General features: G+C 39.5%; 16 protein-coding genes, 1 tRNA gene and 1 pseudogene. 8 read left to right on the top strand and 10 right to left on the bottom strand.

Translation table 11 applies throughout. The features are described 5' to 3' along the window. Positions 1 to 160: 160 nt before the first annotated feature. The 6 genes from EMK97_RS13740 to rpsU all read right to left on the bottom strand — a co-directional run bounded on the left by EMK97_RS13740 (position 161) and on the right by rpsU (position 5,786). Positions 161 to 237 (bottom strand) — tRNA-Ile (locus tag EMK97_RS13740). Between the two features lie 166 nt (positions 238 to 403). Further along, a complete protein-coding gene (locus EMK97_RS13735; protein ID WP_130603108.1) occupies positions 404 to 1,018 on the bottom strand; it encodes an outer membrane protein in 615 nt (204 codons plus the stop codon). Positions 1,019 to 1,163: 145 nt separating this feature from the next. Beyond that, positions 1,164 to 3,020 (bottom strand): RNA polymerase sigma factor RpoD, encoded by a 1,857-nt coding sequence (gene rpoD, locus EMK97_RS13730; protein ID WP_130603106.1) that lies wholly within the window; start codon positions 3,018 to 3,020, stop codon positions 1,164 to 1,166. A gap of 201 nt (positions 3,021 to 3,221) precedes the next feature. Next, positions 3,222 to 4,976: a DNA primase gene (dnaG, locus tag EMK97_RS13725; RefSeq protein ID WP_130603104.1), complete on the bottom strand. Its 1,755-nt coding sequence runs from the start codon at positions 4,974 to 4,976 to the stop codon at positions 3,222 to 3,224. Between the two features lie 112 nt (positions 4,977 to 5,088). Beyond that, positions 5,089 to 5,535, bottom strand: coding sequence for a GatB/YqeY domain-containing protein (locus tag EMK97_RS13720; RefSeq protein ID WP_130603102.1), 447 nt, complete (start codon positions 5,533 to 5,535; stop codon positions 5,089 to 5,091). Between the two features lie 35 nt (positions 5,536 to 5,570). Then, positions 5,571 to 5,786: a 30S ribosomal protein S21 gene (gene rpsU / locus EMK97_RS13715; protein WP_076420232.1), complete on the bottom strand. Its 216-nt coding sequence runs from the start codon at positions 5,784 to 5,786 to the stop codon at positions 5,571 to 5,573. Positions 5,787 to 6,086: 300 nt separating this feature from the next. On the opposite strand from rpsU, the gene tsaD reads away from it, so the two are divergent. Next, entirely contained in the window at positions 6,087 to 7,121 is a 1,035-nt protein-coding gene (gene tsaD, locus EMK97_RS13710; RefSeq protein ID WP_130603100.1) for a tRNA (adenosine(37)-N6)-threonylcarbamoyltransferase complex transferase subunit TsaD, read from the top strand. A gap of 57 nt (positions 7,122 to 7,178) precedes the next feature. Here tsaD and plsY read toward each other — a convergent pair whose 3' ends face one another. After that, the gene (gene plsY, locus EMK97_RS13705) at positions 7,179 to 7,769 is read right to left on the bottom strand and encodes a glycerol-3-phosphate 1-O-acyltransferase PlsY (RefSeq protein ID WP_130603098.1); all 591 of its coding nucleotides are present in this window, start codon (positions 7,767 to 7,769) and stop codon (positions 7,179 to 7,181) included. Positions 7,770 to 7,918: 149 nt separating this feature from the next. Here plsY and folB point away from each other — a divergent pair, with 149 nt between their 5' ends. From folB to EMK97_RS13685, 4 genes are all read left to right on the top strand, one after another. Further along, a complete protein-coding gene (folB, locus tag EMK97_RS13700; RefSeq protein ID WP_130603096.1) occupies positions 7,919 to 8,275 on the top strand; it encodes a dihydroneopterin aldolase in 357 nt (118 codons plus the stop codon). Next, the gene (gene folK, locus EMK97_RS13695) at positions 8,275 to 8,772 is read left to right on the top strand and encodes a 2-amino-4-hydroxy-6-hydroxymethyldihydropteridine diphosphokinase (protein WP_130603094.1); all 498 of its coding nucleotides are present in this window, start codon (positions 8,275 to 8,277) and stop codon (positions 8,770 to 8,772) included. The genes folB and folK overlap by 1 nt, the downstream gene beginning before the upstream one ends. A gap of 47 nt (positions 8,773 to 8,819) precedes the next feature. Beyond that, a complete protein-coding gene (locus EMK97_RS13690) occupies positions 8,820 to 9,632 on the top strand; it encodes an undecaprenyl-diphosphate phosphatase (RefSeq protein WP_130603092.1) in 813 nt (270 codons plus the stop codon). Positions 9,633 to 9,695: 63 nt separating this feature from the next. Next, positions 9,696 to 10,565 carry a tetratricopeptide repeat protein gene (locus EMK97_RS13685; RefSeq protein WP_246028793.1) on the top strand — a complete coding sequence of 290 codons (870 nt, stop codon included), beginning with the start codon at positions 9,696 to 9,698 and terminating at the stop codon, positions 10,563 to 10,565. Positions 10,566 to 10,589: 24 nt separating this feature from the next. Here the strand turns inward: EMK97_RS13685 and EMK97_RS13680 are convergent. Together EMK97_RS13680 and zapE are read right to left on the bottom strand one after the other, a co-directional pair. Beyond that, positions 10,590 to 12,217: pseudogene (locus EMK97_RS13680) on the bottom strand (putative bifunctional diguanylate cyclase/phosphodiesterase). Between the two features lie 452 nt (positions 12,218 to 12,669). Further along, positions 12,670 to 13,785, bottom strand: coding sequence for a cell division protein ZapE (zapE, locus tag EMK97_RS13675; RefSeq protein WP_130603090.1), 1,116 nt, complete (start codon positions 13,783 to 13,785; stop codon positions 12,670 to 12,672). A gap of 172 nt (positions 13,786 to 13,957) precedes the next feature. Here zapE and EMK97_RS13670 point away from each other — a divergent pair, with 172 nt between their 5' ends. The 3 genes from EMK97_RS13670 to EMK97_RS13660 all read left to right on the top strand — a co-directional run bounded on the left by EMK97_RS13670 (position 13,958) and on the right by EMK97_RS13660 (position 17,087). After that, complete coding sequence (locus EMK97_RS13670) at positions 13,958 to 14,413, top strand: Z-ring associated ZapG family protein (protein WP_130603088.1); 456 nt, start codon at positions 13,958 to 13,960, stop codon at positions 14,411 to 14,413. Between the two features lie 140 nt (positions 14,414 to 14,553). Continuing rightward, the gene (locus EMK97_RS13665; RefSeq protein ID WP_130603086.1) at positions 14,554 to 15,906 is read left to right on the top strand and encodes a Do family serine endopeptidase; all 1,353 of its coding nucleotides are present in this window, start codon (positions 14,554 to 14,556) and stop codon (positions 15,904 to 15,906) included. Positions 15,907 to 16,076: 170 nt separating this feature from the next. Next, a complete protein-coding gene (locus tag EMK97_RS13660) occupies positions 16,077 to 17,087 on the top strand; it encodes a trypsin-like peptidase domain-containing protein (protein ID WP_246028792.1) in 1,011 nt (336 codons plus the stop codon). A 76-nt stretch (positions 17,088 to 17,163) separates the two neighbouring features. On the opposite strand, the gene EMK97_RS13655 is transcribed toward EMK97_RS13660, so the two are convergent. Next, entirely contained in the window at positions 17,164 to 17,814 is a 651-nt protein-coding gene (locus EMK97_RS13655) for a thiol:disulfide interchange protein DsbA/DsbL (protein ID WP_130603082.1), read from the bottom strand. Positions 17,815 to 17,825: the final 11 nt, after the last annotated feature.

The following is a 17,825-nucleotide window of genomic DNA, read 5'->3' as shown; positions in this document are numbered from 1 at the left end:
AATTTTAGCTCTTTTACACTATGAAATTTTCATGTGCTAGAATTTTGCTTAAGAAGATATCTGGAGTTAATTAAATAAGCTCTGTATTTAATTAATAGTGGCCCATAAGTGGCCCAGAAAATATATGTTTGTACTTACTTACTAGGAGAGTATTAAAATATGGTGGCCCCTCAGTGACTTGAACACTGGACCTACCGATTATGAGTCGGGCGCTCTAACCAGCTGAGCTAAGGGGCCATTGTACTTGGAAAGTACGCTTTAATAACACTATTTAGGGTAAACAGCTTTATCAAAGCGCGTGCAGTATAAGCATTTTTTAATTTGTTGTCACCTGATTCACTTTAAAATATTCGCTATTTTTTATCGATAGCCTATTTGTTGAGCAAGTCAGGATACAAGCAGTCTAAAAAGCGTAACTTAAGCCTACGGTAACTTCTGTTTGCACCCAAATATCACTTGAAATTGAGATCAAGCAATTGGCATCATCGCAGAAAATACTACTATCAGAATTAAAAAAGGTACCATATAAACGACCTGACATTTGCACGCTTAAATTTTCTGATAATGGCATTTTAGTCATTAAGCCTAAGTTCATTGAAAAACGTGTTTCGCTATCTAATCCGCTTTCTTTTGGTGAAAAGTGCGTAAAGCCTAACCCACCGGTAACAAATAAAGGCACACTACTTTGTGATACAGCAACATTACCGCCAATATGCGCATAAGTTATTGCAATATCATTATCGCTGGGCGAAAAGTCGCTGTTTTCTGAAAAGTTTGCGTTGTAATGGCTAAGCAGTAATTCACCTTGGCGCAATCTATCGTATGACCAAGCTGTAATCAAACCATAGCTAAGCTCTTCGGTTAATTTAACTCTTGATACTTGTTCATCCTTAGTGATATCAAAATCACCACCGAAGCGATAGCCAATAAATGGCGTGATTTCAAACTCATTCTTCTCTTTCGCAATGGCTGGCATAGCAACGGCTAATGACAAGCACACTAAACTTAATACGCGCATATTTCTTCCTTTATCGTTAACTGATAATGCGTTAGCTTGAGGGTAACACCTTTTATCTTGAAGTAGAATATTTAGTCGGTTTTACATAAAAAAAGCAAATCAGCGAACTGATTTGCTTTTTAAATTGAGCAAATTTAGTGGAGATTTACTCGCCGTCTAAGAAGCTCTTTAACTGTTCTGATCTTGAAGGGTGACGTAACTTACGTAATGCCTTCGCTTCAATTTGACGAATACGCTCACGGGTTACATCAAACTGTTTACCAACCTCTTCTAAGGTATGGTCGGTATTCATATCAATACCAAAGCGCATTCTAAGTACTTTAGCTTCACGAGCTGTTAAACCCGCTAATACTTCGTGAGTAGCACCTTTTAGGTTTTCAGATGTTGCTGAATCTACTGGTAATTCACCACTACCGTCTTCAATAAAGTCACCTAAGTGCGAATCTTCATCATCGCCAATTGGTGTTTCCATTGAAATTGGCTCTTTGGCAATTTTTAATACCTTACGAATCTTATCTTCAGGCATTACCATGCGCTCTGCTAATTCTTCAGGAGTCGGCTCACGACCCATTTCTTGTAGCATTTGACGTGAAACACGATTCAATTTATTGATAGTTTCAATCATATGTACCGGAATACGAATAGTACGCGCTTGGTCAGCAATAGAACGAGTAATTGCTTGACGAATCCACCAAGTAGCATAAGTTGAGAACTTATAACCACGACGATATTCAAACTTATCTACCGCTTTCATTAGACCAATATTACCTTCTTGGATAAGGTCTAAGAATTGTAAACCACGGTTAGTGTATTTCTTGGCAATTGAAATAACTAAACGTAAGTTAGCTTCAACCATTTCTTTCTTAGCACGGCGAGCCTTAGCTTCACCAATAGACATACGACGGTTAATGTCTTTAATGCCATGTACATTTAAGAAAGTTTCTTCTTCCACTTGGTTTAATTTGAAGATACAACGCTCAACGTCAGCTTCAACTTTAGCTAAAGCGGCTGAGTACGGATGACCTGCTGCTTTTTCCGCTTCAAACCAGTCTTTTGAGGTTTCATTACCAGGGAAAATCTTAATAAACGTCGTTTTCGGCATGCCAGCACCAACAACACAGTGCTTCATGATTAAACGCTCTTGTACGCGTAATCTATCCATAACGCTACGCATATTTTTAACTAACTTATCGAATAATTTAGGGATAAGTCTGAATTCTTTAAAGATTTCAGCAACAGTATCAATAGCGGCTAATGAATCTTTGTGGCCACGACCATTCTTTTCAATGATTTTGTTAGCATGTTCGTGCGCGGCACGAAGCGCGGCAAATTTTTCACGGGCTAATTCAGGATCTGGACCACTTTCCTCGTCGTCCTCACTTTCGTCACCATCTTCATCGTCTTCTACATCTTCATCGTCTTCGTCAGCTAAATCTTCTTTAGACAACTCAGAGCCAACATGGGTAGCGGCTGCAGCTACATCATCATCTTCAGCATCTGGGTCTAAAAAGCCAGAAATGATGTCAGTTAAACGTACTTCTTCAGCTTCATAGTTATCCCACATTTCCAACAAATAATTAATTGCTGGTGGATATTCTGAAACACTACGTTGTACTTCTTTAATGCCTTCTTCAATACGCTTAGCGATAACAATTTCGCCTTTGCGAGTAAGTAGTTCAACCGTACCCATTTCACGCATATACATACGAACTGGGTCTGTTGTGCGACCAATTTCACTTTCTACTGTGGCAAGCGCTTGCGCCGCTGCTTCAGCCGCATCTTCATCGGTATTGGCTTCACTCATCATCAAAGTATCAGTATCTGGTGCATTTTCAAATACTTGAATACCCATGTCGTTGATCATTCTTACAATGTCTTCAACTTGGTCAGAATCGATAATGTCTTGAGGAAGGTGATCGTTAACTTGTGCAAACGTTAAATAACCTTGCTCTTTACCTTTGGTTATTAACTCTTTAAGTCTAGATTGAGGGGCTTGATCCATTGACGAGTGTCCACCTGTATATTATAAAAATAGGATAGCAAATATGTACAAATTAGTGCGAGCTACATTGCACAATAAAGCCGAAAATTATAGCGAATTTTTTGTACGATTTCTAGTAATTATTCTTACCATTACGCTATCAGTTAAATTACGTTTTATCAGCGATTACATTAAGTATAGCAGCTCACAACTTAGCTAGAGCTAAGCATTTAAAAGTGCTTGCAGCTCTTGCTTTTCTGCAATTGTCATTTGTCCTGCACGTGCTTTTTGCAGTAAAACTTCTGTGCGTTGTTCAACAAAATCATTGAGTAATTTTTCGATACTATCGAGAAATACTTCTTCTGCGGCATCGGGTTCAACATGGTGTTGCCAGCACATCAATTTAGATAGCTGCACGCCATATTCTGTACCGCGAAAACTCTCCAGTATTTGCGAAGTTTTTACCTCAGGTCTTTGCAGACAAAGCTGCAATAACTGATTCAACAAGGCGATACCCGGCATGTCCAGTGGTTCTAGCACTGAAATATCAGGTAAAGCAGAAACTATATGGGGATGCTCTAGCAATAATGCAATAGCTAATCTTACCGGTGTTACTTTTGATTGTTTTTTCACCACCTTTCTTACAGGATTGGCATTACGCTTCTGTAATTCCAATAAGCGCTTTTCACTGCTCAACCCAAAGCGTGATGCCATTTCCTCATTCATTGAATTCTTAAGAAAACTATCAGGCATCTTTTGAATAAATGGTTGCAGCTTCTCTATTAATGCTACATTTTCTTCAGGACTATTTGTTGGGTTATCTTCTAAAAATTTATCAAACAAGAACTTCGACAATGGCATCGCGCTATCTAACATGCCTTCAAAGGCATGTTGCCCTTGCGCTCGAATAAGAGAATCGGGATCTTCGCCATCTGGTAAAAACACAAACTTTAACGAAAAGCCATCACGAATAAGCGGCAGTGCATTTTCCATCGCACGCCATGCTGCGTCACGACCTGCTCTATCGCCATCATAACAACAAATGACTTCTTTTACCGTGCGAAACAAGGTTTGCAATTGTTCATAAGTAGTTGAAGTACCAAGCGATGCCACCGCATAGTCAACACCATGTTGCGCCAAGGCAACTACGTCCATATAACCTTCAACAACCACTAAGCGGGTTAGTTGCTTGTTTGCTTGTTTCGCTTCATACAAACCATAAAGTTCTTGGCCTTTATGATAAATGCGTGTTTCAGGTGAATTTAAATACTTAGGTTTTTCATCGCCTAACACTCTACCACCAAAACCGATAACACGGCCGCGCTTATCACGGATAGGAAACATGATACGACCGCGGAATCTATCGTACGGTCGACCTTTATCACTTTCAATTGCCATACCCAAATCAATAAGCTGTTGATTAGCTTGAACTGAACGGCCAAATACCTTCATCATGCCGTCCCACGCATCGCTGATATAGCCCATAGCAAAACGCTTAACAACTTCGCCACTTAAGCCTCTACCTTTTAGGTAGTTAATAGCAACATCTTTATCTGGAGCCTGCTTAAATTGCTGCTGATAAAAACGACTGACTTGGTTTAATAGCTCATAATCATCTTGCTTTTGTTGATATACCTGCTGCTGCCTACGCTGTTCAGCAGGGCTGGCGTGATTTTCTTCTCGAACAACTTCCATTGAATAATGAGAAGCTAACTCTTCTACAGCATCAACAAAATCTAAGCGATCAAATTCCATCAAAAATGAAATGGCATTACCGTGCTCGCCACAACCAAAGCAGTGATAAAACTGCTTATCTTGACTTACGGTAAACGATGGACTTTTTTCATTATGAAAAGGACAGCAAGCTTGGTAATTTTTACCGGCCTTTTTAAGGGGAACACGACTATCAACTAACTCAACAATATCTGCTCGGCTAAGCAAATCATCAATAAACTGTCGAGAAATACGTCCGGCCATTACATTTGAACTCTAAAAAAGAAGAGGCAACATTCTACACAAACTCAAGGGAATAAAAAACCGCAAACACTGTCGTGATTGCGGTTTTTAAGAATAAATATTCGTGTTAATTTTAACTATTTAAGGCGGCTCTAACTTGGCCGCTTACTGCGCCCATATCAGCTTTGCCTTGCATTAATGGCTTTAACACTGCCATTACCTTACCCATGTCAGCCATAGAGGCAGCACCAGAATCTGTAATAGCTTTTGCAATTAATTCTTTAATTTCTGCTTCGCTTAGTGGCTGAGGTAAAAAATCTTCTAGCGCGGTAACTTCAGCAGCTTCTTTCGCTGCCAATTCGTCACGCCCGCCTTCAGTATACATAGCAATAGATTCTTTGCGCTGCTTAACCATTTTGGTTAACACGGCAATGATGTTTTCATCTGTTGCTTCAGTATTGTTATCAATTTCAGCTTGCTTAACAGCAGACAATGCCATGCGGATGACACCAAGACGTAATTTGTCCTTGGCTCGCATGGCATTTTTCATTTCATCTTTTAATTGAATTAAGAGACTCATATAAGCCCTATCTTCAAAAAGTTACTAAGGTAATCTTAGTACATGCGAACGCGACGAGCGTTCTCACGAGAAACTTTCTTAGCAGCACGTTTAACAGCCGCTGCTTTTTTACGCTTACGTTCCCATGTTGGCTTTTCATAACATTCGCGACGACGAACTTCTGAAAGGATACCTGCTTTTTCACATGAACGTTTGAAACGACGTAATGCTACGTCAAATGGTTCGTTTTCTCTTACTTTAATTACTGGCATGTTGCCTCTTACCTTAGTATGTATCTATATAAATCGATGAATGTCTTCGGCGTTAGTTACACTAAAAACACCTTAACTTCACCCGCTCTATTAAAAATGGGTGACGTATTCTACTGCTAACCACTAAGCATTGTAAAGATCATTTTATCATCAAATCACTATTTACACTGGTGAGCAAAAATACTTTAGGGTAAAATCTGCCAACTTAATTGCTACAGCTAAAGCACAAGCTTAGTGTGGCAATAGCAAGGTGCTTTATCACTTTGACTTTATTTATTGTTTGCTAACGAGAATTTATTTATGCGTATTTTAGGCATCGAAACATCCTGCGACGAAACTGGCATCGCCATTTACGACGAGGAACAAGGCATAATGGCGCACCGTTTATATAGCCAAATTGCTGTGCATGCTGATTACGGTGGCGTTGTACCTGAGTTAGCCTCTCGAGATCATGTACGCAAAACCATTCCGTTAATTAAGGAAGTATTAGCCGATGCCAAGCTTACTCCTCAAGATCTTGACGGTGTTGCTTATACCGCGGGCCCTGGTTTAGTTGGCGCATTACTTGTTGGTTGCTCAATTGGCAGAAGCTTAGCCTATGGTTGGGATTTACCTGCCGTGCCAGTACATCATATGGAAGGTCACTTGTTAGCACCTATGCTAGAAGATAAGGTACCAGAATTTCCATTTGTTGCTTTGCTAGTATCAGGCGGACATACCATGTTAGTACGAGTTGACGGTATTGGTGAATATAAACTGCTTGGCGAATCTGTGGATGATGCAGCAGGTGAAGCCTTTGATAAAACAGCAAAGTTATTAGGCTTAGATTACCCAGGCGGCCCTGCCCTAGCGAAAATGGCGGAGCAAGGCGTACCTGGCAGATTTAAATTACCACGACCTATGACCGACAGACCAGGGTTAGACTTTAGCTTTAGTGGTTTAAAAACTGCAGCTGGTACCTTAATTCGCCAAGAGTGCAAAGAGCTTTCACAAGCAGAGCAAGCACAAACATACGCCGACATAGCTCATGCCTTTCAACAGGCTGTGGTGGATACCTTAGCGATAAAATGTAAGCGTGCTCTTGTGCAAGAAAATTTAAATCGTTTAGTGATTGCTGGTGGTGTTAGTGCCAACACGAGTCTCAGAGAGAAGCTTGCCATAACCACCAAAAAACTAGGCGGAGAAGTATTCTACCCTCGCCCTGAATTTTGTACCGATAATGGCGCTATGATTGCCTATGCCGGCTTACAGCGCCTTAAGTCTGGTACATTAGATGAGCTCACCTTTAAAGCCCAACCTCGCTGGTCATTAGACAGTTTACCGCCAGTGAAATAAGCACTCTAGTTATAAAAGCGCTAGTTATACTCTAGCGCTTATAACTTTAAAACAAAGTTAAATTTTATGGCTAATTTTACTTTCTGTGCCATTAATTAACCGCGTTATATTGGCGTGATGACGGAAAATAATGAGCGCGCTTAACATCAGCGTTGGGTAAACATAAATAGGTTTGAGCAAATAAACATAAAGCGGCGCAACCGACACGGTAACAATGGCCGCTAAGCTTGAATATTTGCTGAATTTAACTACCAAAACCCAAGTAGCTATCAATAACGCTCCTAACGTTAACCCGATTGGCAGTAATGTTCCCAAAGCAGTAGCAACGGCCTTTCCTCCTTTAAAACCGAAGAAGATGGGGTACATATGCCCTAGGCAAGCAGCAACACCAATAAAACCTAAATATAAAGGCTCAATTTTCAAAAAATACGCTCCCCACACAGGAATAGTACCTTTTAGTACATCTAAGAAAAGCACTGTTGCCGCAGTGAGCTTATTGCTTATACGTAGAACATTGGTCGCGCCAGGATTTTTCGAGCCAGTTGTTCTTGGATCAGGCAAGCGCAAAAATCTGCATATTAAAATAGCACTGGAGATTGAGCCTATTAAATAAGCTGCAATAATCATGGCAAAGGTTAATAGCATCATTTTTGACAAAACATCCATTATTGGCAAAGAATTACGGTTTTTTAATATTCTATCTTGTAATCCGCTAGTTTTTCTACACCTAGGCAGGTAAACTCGCGTTTATTTTGTAACATTTGTGCTTATGCACCGAGTAAAAAGTAGTATGCATCATGGATAAGGTATTTATAAAAGGCCTTCGTATTCAAACCACCATAGGCTTTTACCAATGGGAAAAAGAAATTAAGCAAACACTGGTATTAAATATTGCCATGGGCTGGGATACCGCTCGAGCAGCTGAAAATGACGAGTTGGATAAAACCTTAGATTATGCTGAAATATCGCTCGCAGTTGAAAAGTTTGCCAACGAAAACCCCGTTGACTTAATAGAAACGCTAGCTGAACGCATAGCAAGTTTTCTTATGTCAACTTACCAAATTCCTTGGCTTAAACTGGCTATAGATAAACCAGGTGCTGTCCATAATACCGAAACCGTTGGTGTTGAAATTGAAAGAGGCCAGATAAGTTAATGGCGCAAATTTATATTTCGCTCGGTAGTAATATTGAGCGTGAATATCACATTAAGCACGGTATTATTTCTATAGCAAACGCCTTTGATATTGCCATAGAGGCTATGCAGCTTTCTTCACTATTTGAAAGTAAAGCTATCGGCTTTGACAGTGATAATTTTTATAATATGGTTATCGGCCTTGAGTGTGATATTTCTGTAGAAGAAGTGGCCAGCATGCTCAAAAAGATAGAAATTGCCCACGGCCGTACTCACCAAGATAAAAAATTTAGCCCGCGTACACTCGATTTAGACTTGTTACTTTATGATGATTTAATCATAGAAAAACCAGCGCAATTGCCAAGAGATGAGATTTGTTACAATGCTTTTGTTTTATGGCCATTAAGTGAACTAGCCCCGCAAAGCTTGCACCCAATACTTAAACAAAGCTACCAAGAACTCTGGCAGAGCTATGATAAATCGAGCCAGCAATTAGAAATTGTCGCCAACTGCTGGTAATAACCACACTGCAATAATCAAAATACGTAAAAGGACATTCACAGTAAATGAGCACCATTGAAATTATCATTTTGGCACTACTGCAAGGCTTAACTGAGTTTTTACCTATATCTAGCTCTGCCCATTTAATTTTGCCGTCACAATTACTTGGCTGGCAAGATCAAGGGCTCGGCTTTGACGTTGCTGTACACGTAGGTACACTTTTAGCCGTGGTACTGTATTTTCGAAAAGAAGTCGGCTCTATGGCGGTTGCTTGGTTTGGCACGGTAGGCATAGGCCCTGAAAAGAACACTCAAAACTTCGACGGTAAACTTGCTTGGTGGATACTCTTAGCAACTATTCCTGCTGGTTTATTTGGTTTATTTGGTAAAGATTTTATTGAAGAACACCTACGCTCAGCCCTTGTTATTGCTGCAACTACCTTACTGTTTGGCTTTTTACTTGGCTTTGCCGACATTAAAGCAAAAGAAAACACTTCCATAGAAAAGCTGGGGTTAAAAGGCGCTATGCTTATTGGTATTGCACAAGCAATCGCTTTGATACCTGGCACGTCGCGTTCCGGCATCACCATGACCATTGGTTTAATGCTAGGTTTAAGCCGTGAAAATGCCGCACGCTTTTCATTCTTACTTTCTATTCCTGCCATTGCTATGGCGGGAAGCTACCTAACATTAAAGTTAATCTTGTCTACCGAAGGCGTTGACTGGCAAGCTATTGCCTATGGCAGCCTACTCGCCTTTGCTAGTGCTTATGCCTGTATTCACTACTTTCTTATCTTACTTGATAAAATTGGCATGATGCCATTTGTTATCTACCGACTCATTTTAGGCGTAGGACTGCTATGGTTTGTACTTGCATAATCATAACTTGCCTACATATTAATACTATTATTGTCAGTTAAATCACCCAAGAGCGAATTTATTGTGAACCAACACATTGTCGAAATTACCTTAGATAACTTCCAACAGGTTATTGTAGAGCAATCAAAAGAAAAGCATATATTAGTCACTTTCTGGGCAGAACAAATCCCTGAAAGTATTGAGCTAAAAGACAAGTTAGCACAGAAAACTGCCGCCTTTTCAGACCATATCACCCTGGCGACTGTAGATTGTCAAAGCCAAGGCCAAATCGCACAACAATTTGGTATTCAGGGCTTACCAACGGCGGTACTGATTAAAGATAGTCAACCAGTAGACGGCATATCAGGGCCGCAAACCGATGAAACTATCGCTGCCTTTTTAGATAAGTACTTACCTAAACCGGAAGATTTATTACTACAACAAGCGCAACAAGCCTTAGCATCAGGTGATGTATCAACAGCCAATAAAGCAATAAGTGAAGCGTATCAATTAGCGGCAAATGACAACCGTGCTGATATAAAACTGGTACTAGCCGATGTCTATATTCAAACAGGAAAAACAACAGAAGCTGCCGCGTTATTAGATACCATCATGATGGTAGATCAAGATAGCTATTATCAAACCTTAATTGCTAAACTCGAGTTAGCTAATGAAGCGGCAAACTCACCAGAAATCCAAGCGTTGGAATCACAACTTGCAGCCAATAGTGACGATATCAGTGTAATGCACAAACTGGCAGCACAATATAATCAAGTAAATCGTAATGAAGAAGCCTTAGCTCTGCTATTTAAGCATGTTCAGCAAGGACCTAAAGAAGACGCTGACAGTAAAGCTAAAAGCAAAGAGTTGTTACTTGATATTTTAAAGTCATTACCAGAAGGCGACCCGCTTACTGGCAAGTATCGTAGAAAGCTATACACGTTAATGTATTAACAAAGTATCTGCTGTTAAAGTTATTTAAGAAGCCATTTTACTATTTACCACCCGACCACTAGCTAGCCTAGTGGTTTGCGGTAACCAAACACTGGTACCTGTTTGTGCCATTTGACCTATGCCTTGATCAAATATTTTTTCACCTACATAAGTTGAACGCTGTGGCCGACTAATTAAATAACCTTGAATGTAGTTAACCCCTAGCGATTTCAATAATTCAAATTGCTCTACTTGCTCAATCCCCTCTGCCACAACTTTAAGATCTAATTTACTGGCCATTTCAACAATGGAATGTAAGATTTTATTGTACTTTTTATTCTTCATCGCCTCTGATACAAACAGCTTATCAATTTAAGTACATCAACAGGTAAATTAGCTAAAACTGCAAGTGAACTAAAACCTGTACCAAAATCATCAATCGCAATTTTTACCCCTTGGCAACGCAGCTTTTCAAGCTCCTTTATCACCTCATCTGGCGCGTCGATAAAACAGCTTTCGGTAATTTCTAACATTAATGACTTAGCAGGTAGGCCAATTCGAGCAAGTGACTCCATCACCCAATCATGCAAAGGTTTATATTTAAGTTGAATAGCAGAAACATTGACGGAAATACGCGCGTTTCTCATGCCTGCGTTGTACCACGCCGCCATTTGCCGACAAGCTTCTTCTAAAATCCAATCGCCCAGCTCTAATATCAAGTTTGAACTTTCCGCTATTGGAATAAACTCATCGGGTGTAATAGTGCCTTCCACCGGGTGTTGCCAACGAACCAATGCTTCAAAATAGCTAATGCTACAGCCATCAACATTAATCACAGGCTGAAAGGTTAAAAAGAAGTTGTTGGAATCGATTGCTAAACGCATTTCATCAAGTAAGTAGTGATAGCGGCGCATATTCGCGCCCATTTCAGGAGAGTAAATACGATAAATACCACGACCATCTGTTTTGGCGCGATACATAGCGACATCGGCCATTTGAATTAGCGCATTAGGAGTAGCAGCACTATCAGGATAAATGGCAATACCAACACTTGCGCTAATTTTGATAGTTTTATTACCGAGAATAAAATCGTGCTCTAACTCTTGCAGCACATGCCTAGCAACATCAACCGCTTGCTCAGAGCTTTTCAATTCTTGAATAAAAATTGTGAATTCATCACCACCTAGCCTTGCTAAATTATACTCAAGTACGCTGGAGTCTTGTTGAAAGTTTAATTTTTGACGGCGAACAATTGAGCGTAAACGCTCTGCCACTTGAATTAACACTTCATCGCCAAAGGAGTGACCATAAGAGTCATTAACCTGTTTAAAGCCATCTAGGTCTATAAATAGTAGCCCGCTTTTTTGCTGTGCATCTGCCGATATTTTTATTTGCTTATCAATGTGTTCAAGAAAATTATAGCGGTCAATTAACTTAGTTAACTTGTCACAAAAAATATTCTCTTCCGCATTAAGGCGATAGTCTTTAGCAATCTGACCCAATGTATCAAGAGAATGATGTAGTTGCGATAAATTAGCAGAGCCAACGCGAACATTATCACTTACTTGATAGCTGGCAATAATATCATCAACTTTCGTGCAAATAGGCAAAAGTGCTTTATTCACTCTTTTCGTTTGATAGGCTGAATTAATCGCAATAGAGGTTAATGCCATAACCAGCAACGCCACAAAAGGGATAGTCATATCAATTACAGCGTTTGTTAACAAAGCCTCTAAAGTGATGATACTTGCTTGCTCACCATGGCGAGCAAACAACAATACAATATCATCTTGATACAAGTAACTTTGTGGCTGTAATAAAACACTGGTCAGTACTTTATCGTATTTGCTCGTACTTGTTAGGCTGGTTTGTTCAACTTGAGTAAGCTGATTATCTTGACTACTTTGACCTATAACTTTAGCAATGGAGGCAATCAGTAGCACATAAGTTAGTAATAAAAAACCGTGGTAAACAGTGCGGTAAATTTCCATGTTCTAACTTTAGCTTGCTCCATAAGAACACCCTGAAATGTTAATAACTTATGCTTAAGTGATCAGTACCATCAACTATAGTCGCTTATAAGTTAAATAACAAAACTCGAGGCAAAACAACTGTAAAAGAACGATTAAGGAAGATGCTCACTCGCTAAATAATCATGTGATTGCATTTCTTGTAATCGGCTTAAACAACGCTTAAATTCAAACGCTAATCGGCCACCACTATAAAGCTCATCTAATGGCTTTTCAGCTGACATAATGAGTTTGACATTACGTTCATAAAATTCATCAACCAAGGCAATAAAACGCCGAGTGGTATCATCAGTATCTACGCCCATTTGCTTAACATTCGCCATAAGCACCGTATGGTAAATTTGACTTATTTCCATATAATCACTTTGACTTCGTGCGCTTTCGCACAGTACAGAAAAATCAAAATGAACGACCCCATCTGAAGCAGCAATAGTGCGTAATTGGCGATTATTAATTTCTATATCAATATTTTGCTCACCCGGTTCACAAGATAATTGCCTAAAATAATGGGCTAAGTTTTCATCCGCTTTTTTATCTAGTGGATGATGATAAATTTCTGCTTGCTCAAGTGTTCGTAAGCGATAATCAACACCACTGTCTACATTAACAATGTCAGTATGCTGGTTAATTAACTTAATTGCCGGAAGAAAGCGCTCTCGTTGTAAGCCGTTGCGATAAAGTTCATCAGGAATAATATTGGATGTCGCCACTAAGGTAACGTTATGGGCGAACAGCTCTTCAAACAAGGTCCCCAAAATCATGGCATCGGTAATATCGGAAACAAAAAACTCATCAAAGCAGATAATACGTGTTTCACTGGCAAACTTTTTCGCAATTATCTTCAATGGATCGGATTGCCCTGAAAGGGCTTTTAATTCTTGATGAACACGGTGCATAAAGCGGTGAAAGTGCACGCGCATTTTTTCTTCAAAGGGCAAGCAATCATAAAAGGTATCTACCAAATAGGTTTTGCCACGGCCAACACCGCCCCAAAAATATAACCCTTTTATCGGTGCAATTTCTGGCTTGCTATAAACTTTCTTCCAACGATTTAGCACCTTTTTAAACCCTGATACGGCGACCGGTTTAACAAGTAAATCCTCATACAATCGCTGTAAATGCTTTACTGCATTTTCTTGAGCGGCATCGAAAAGAAAATCATCTTGTTGTAAATCTTGTTTATACTTAGCAATAGGAGAAAGCTTAATCATTTAACAACCATTGAATTAGTCGCGGCTAAACGCTTGAAAAAAGGAATTTTGCCAAAATATTACTCTATATCTCTATATATACCAAGAAACACAGAGTATAGTTACACTTAGGCAAAGTAAGGTTATCATTCTTTGCTTATTATATTTCCAATTACACTATAAAGGTACACCTATGAACGTAGTTTTAGCTCTAGCCCTTTTTATTATCGGCACCGCAGTAGGCTATTTTGCAAATCGCTTTTTTTCTACTTCAAGTCAAGCCCAACAGAAACTCGCTGAACAAGTCAGCAAAAGTGATGCTGCGTTAAACCAGTATAAACTTGATGTTGCAGATCATTTAGCTAGCTCTGCAAAGCTATTGGAACAAATGAATAACACTTGCCAAACAGCAATGAAGCAAATGGAAGAAAGCACACAATTATTGCAACAAGCGTCTCATCACGAAAGTGAACACTTACCTTTCTTCTCGCAAGAAACACAACAACAATTAGCACAAACAGCCAACTTAAGGCATCAAAAACGTAGCGATGCTGCAAGTGAACAAATGACTGAACCACCGTTAGATTATTCAAGTAGCCCTAGTGGCCTTTTTGTTGACAAGAAACAAACTGTTACAAATGCTGAGTAAGCGTTCAGGAACTTAATAAACACGTAAAAGTCTACCCTTAAGATTTTGCATTAACACAATGTTTAGGGATAGCTTTGCCATTTTGGCAAAGTTATCCGAGATTAAATTAAATTCTGCTGTTTTTAGGAGAACTCTTAAGTATGAAAAAATTATCTATTGTTATCAGCGCAGCCTTACTTTCCTCTTCTTTGGCCTTATCAAGCGCACCAGCTATTGCAGCATTTCCAAGTAGTGTCGACGGACAAGCCATGCCTAGCCTTGCTCCTATGCTAGATAAAGCAACACCCGCGGTTGTTAGCATTGCGGTAAAGGGAACTCATAAAGTTCAACAAAACGTTCCTGATGCATTCAAATTTTTCTTTGGTAATCGCGGACAAGGACAAGCCCCTGAAAGACCATTTCGCGGCTTAGGCTCAGGCGTTATTATTGATGGTGATGAAGGCTATATCGTAACCAATAACCACGTTATTAATAATGCCGATGAGATTATCATTACCTTAAAAGATGGTCGTCAGCTAGAAGCAACAAAATTAGGGGCTGATGAAGAAAGTGATATCGCGCTATTACAAATAAAAGCCGATAAACTAACAGAAATTAAAATAGCAGACTCTGATGACTTACGCGTTGGTGATTTTGCTGTTGCCATTGGTAGCCCATTCGGTTTAGGGCAAACCGTAACTTCAGGTATTGTGAGTGCGCTAGGTCGTAGTAACCTAAATATCGAAAATTACGAAGACTTTATCCAAACAGATGCCGCAATAAACAGTGGTAATTCAGGTGGTGCCTTAGTTAATTTACGTGGTGAATTAATCGGTATTAATACTGCAATATTAGGGCCTAATGGCGGTAATGTGGGTATTGGCTTTGCCATTCCAAGTAATATGATGCACAACCTAGTTAAGCAAATCATTGAGTTTGGCGAAGTCAGACGCGGTATTTTGGGTGTCTCTGGTCGTAGCGTAAACGGTGAAATCGCTAAAGCTATGGAGCTAGAAACCAGTCAAGGTGCCTTTATTGAAATGGTTGCTCCCAATTCTGCCGCTGCCGAAGCAGGCCTAAAAGCTGGTGATGTTATTACTAAGATTAATGGCAAAACTATTCGTAGTTTTAGTGAGTTACGCGGCAAAATTGGCTCTATTGGCGCCGATCAAAAAGTAAAATTAACTATTATCCGTGATGGCGAAGATGAAGTATTCACCGTCAAGCTTAAACAATCTCAAGGTAGCAATATTGCTGCAGCAAGTATTCATCGTATGCTTGAAGGGGCGAAGTTAGTCAATGATGAAGACAATAATGCCATTGTTATTGAAGAGATAGCGCCACAATCACCAGCACAAATCGCTGGCCTTAGAGAAGGCGACTTAATCACAGGTGTTAACCGCAAACGTATCAAAAACATTGTGCAATTGCGCGAATACTTAAAAGATAAAAAAGGTGTAATTGCCTTGAACATTGTTCGAGATAACCAAGCCCAATATTTAATGATTCGATAATTCGCAATCAATATAACTCTATAAACTGGCCAATTACTTTGAATATACCCTCAAGGTAATTGGCCTTTTTTATGGTACACTGAAAATAAACGTAAAATATAAAGGGTATTACCTTGAAACTGCTCGCTTTTCTTAAATATGTTGTTAATGCTCTCAGCTACGGAATTGTCTTGGCTATCGCCCTATTATTGCTCGTACCCGAGTTACGACCCAGTGGTAATTCCAGCCTGACTAATTTATTAACCAATCCAAACCAAGCCGAGCAAAAACCATTGTCATTTGCCCAGGCTGTTAGTAAGGCAAGCCCTGCTGTAGTTAACATCTATTCTGAAAAAATAGAAACAACCCCTCGATATGGCGGCCAACCACAAACAAGCACGCGCTTAGGCTCTGGCGTAATAATGGAAAGCCAAGGCTACATTTTAACTAATTATCATGTTATTCAGCAGGCCGACCTTATTATCGTGCTATTACAAAACGGTCAACGTTATCCTGGGGAATTGATCGGCTATGATATACCAACAGATCTTGCCGTGATCAAAGTGAACGCCAGCAACCTACCTGTTATTCCACAGCAAGTAAATCAACAATCATTTGCAGGAGATATTGTTTTAGCTATTGGTAATCCGTTAAATCTTGGTCAAACTGTAACACAAGGCATTATCAGTGCTACAGGTCGAAATGGCCTAAGCAACACCAGCTATTTGCAGTTTCTCCAAATGGATGCTGCTATTAATGATGGTAATTCTGGTGGTGCATTAATTAACACCAATGGCACGCTAGTTGGCATTAATTCGGCTAAATTCACCCAAACCAATATACAACTAAATATTCAAGGAATTTCTTTTGCTGTCCCCTACCAGCTTGCTTATAAAGTAATGCAGCAAATTATTGAAAATGGCAAAGTGGTTCGCGGCTGGTTAGGTATTTCAGCACGAGATTATTATACCGACGTTAAAGGCTTTGCCATTGAAGGTGTCACTGAAAATAGTCCAGCTCAAGCGGCAGGGATTCGCGTTGGCGATGTCATTTATCAAATTGGCGAACACCCTATTACCAGTATTAGCCAAGCATTAGATATCATTGCTGAGACAACACCAAATAGCGAATTAACCATTAAAATGTACCGACAAAGTAGGCCAATACAAACACAAGTAACTATAGTTGAGTTAGCTAATTAGCCGTAATTGTGTCATTTAGCACAGACAAAAAAGGCGAGCTTCACATGCTCGCCTTTTGCTTACTAGCATTTAATGGCTATGAATCTAAATTAGTTAAGTACTTAACTAAATTGTGAACGTCTTGCTCAAAGTTATTTTTATCTAATTCAGCAAAGTTAATGCGGTATTTGCCATTAACAAATATTGTCGGCACACCTTTAATTGCACCTTTAGCTGCTAAGGTATCTTGATTTTTCTTTAATGATTTCGCTTTATTAATAACACTAAAGCTTTTCATTAATTTATCAAATTTTTCACCATCAGCACCATTTAGAACAAAGATATTACGAATATCTTTTTCTGAGGTGATCACCGCACGCTGCACTTGCACATAATTAAATAATGCCGCAACTAATTTATCAGCCATATCCATTTCTTCAGCGACAACAATTGCTTGCGTTACCATGTGCTGCACTTTCGGACTGGCACCACGAAGAAAGTCAACATGATTACGCTCAAATGACACATCTGCTGGTAAGTTCTTTTTCACTTCCTGCATAAAAGGTTCAAACCGTAAACAATGCGGGCAATAAACAGAAAAGTACTCTCTTACCTCTTTTTTACTGCTCGCTTGCTCACTTACCTTAGTATATTGCTTACCTTCAACATAGTCATTTGCGCTAGCAAAACACGAAAAAGCTAACAAGGGCATAACTATAGCCACCAAATTTCGAATCATTTTTTTCATTATTTATTCCA

Source organism: Litorilituus sediminis (assembly GCF_004295665.1).
Lineage (GTDB): Bacteria > Pseudomonadota > Gammaproteobacteria > Enterobacterales > Alteromonadaceae > Colwellia > Colwellia sediminis.
This window is presented reverse-complemented; position numbering and strand designations above follow the sequence as displayed.